Annotated in this window: 1 protein-coding gene; it reads left to right on the plus strand. The window is 62.9% G+C overall.

The annotated features are described in order from the left end of the window. Positions 1-13 precede the first annotated feature (13 nt). Positions 14-278, plus strand: a 265-nt coding sequence (gene nuoI / locus SAZ04_RS21920) for an NADH-quinone oxidoreductase subunit NuoI (protein ID WP_332699660.1), incomplete at its 3' end; no start/stop codon positions are given.

Genomic DNA, 278 nt, shown 5'->3' on the forward strand with positions numbered 1-278 from the left:
TAGGGAGGCAACCATGATTCGACGCATACGCGAATTCTTCAGTACCTTCCTCCTTTTCGAGCTCGTCCGCGGCATGATGCTGACCGGGCGGCACTTGTTCGCCCGCAAGATCACGGTGCAGTACCCGGAAGAGAAGACGCCGCAAAGCCGACGTTTCCGCGGGCTGCATGCCCTGCGCCGCTATCCGAACGGCGAGGAGCGCTGCATTGCGTGCAAGCTCTGTGAGGCGGTCTGTCCCGCGCTCGCCATCACGATCGAATCGGAGCAGCGCGCCGACG

The organism is Halalkalibacter lacteus, assembly GCF_036663595.1.
GTDB classification, from domain to species: Bacteria; Bacillota; Bacilli; order Bacillales; family Bacillaceae_D; genus Halalkalibacter; species Halalkalibacter lacteus.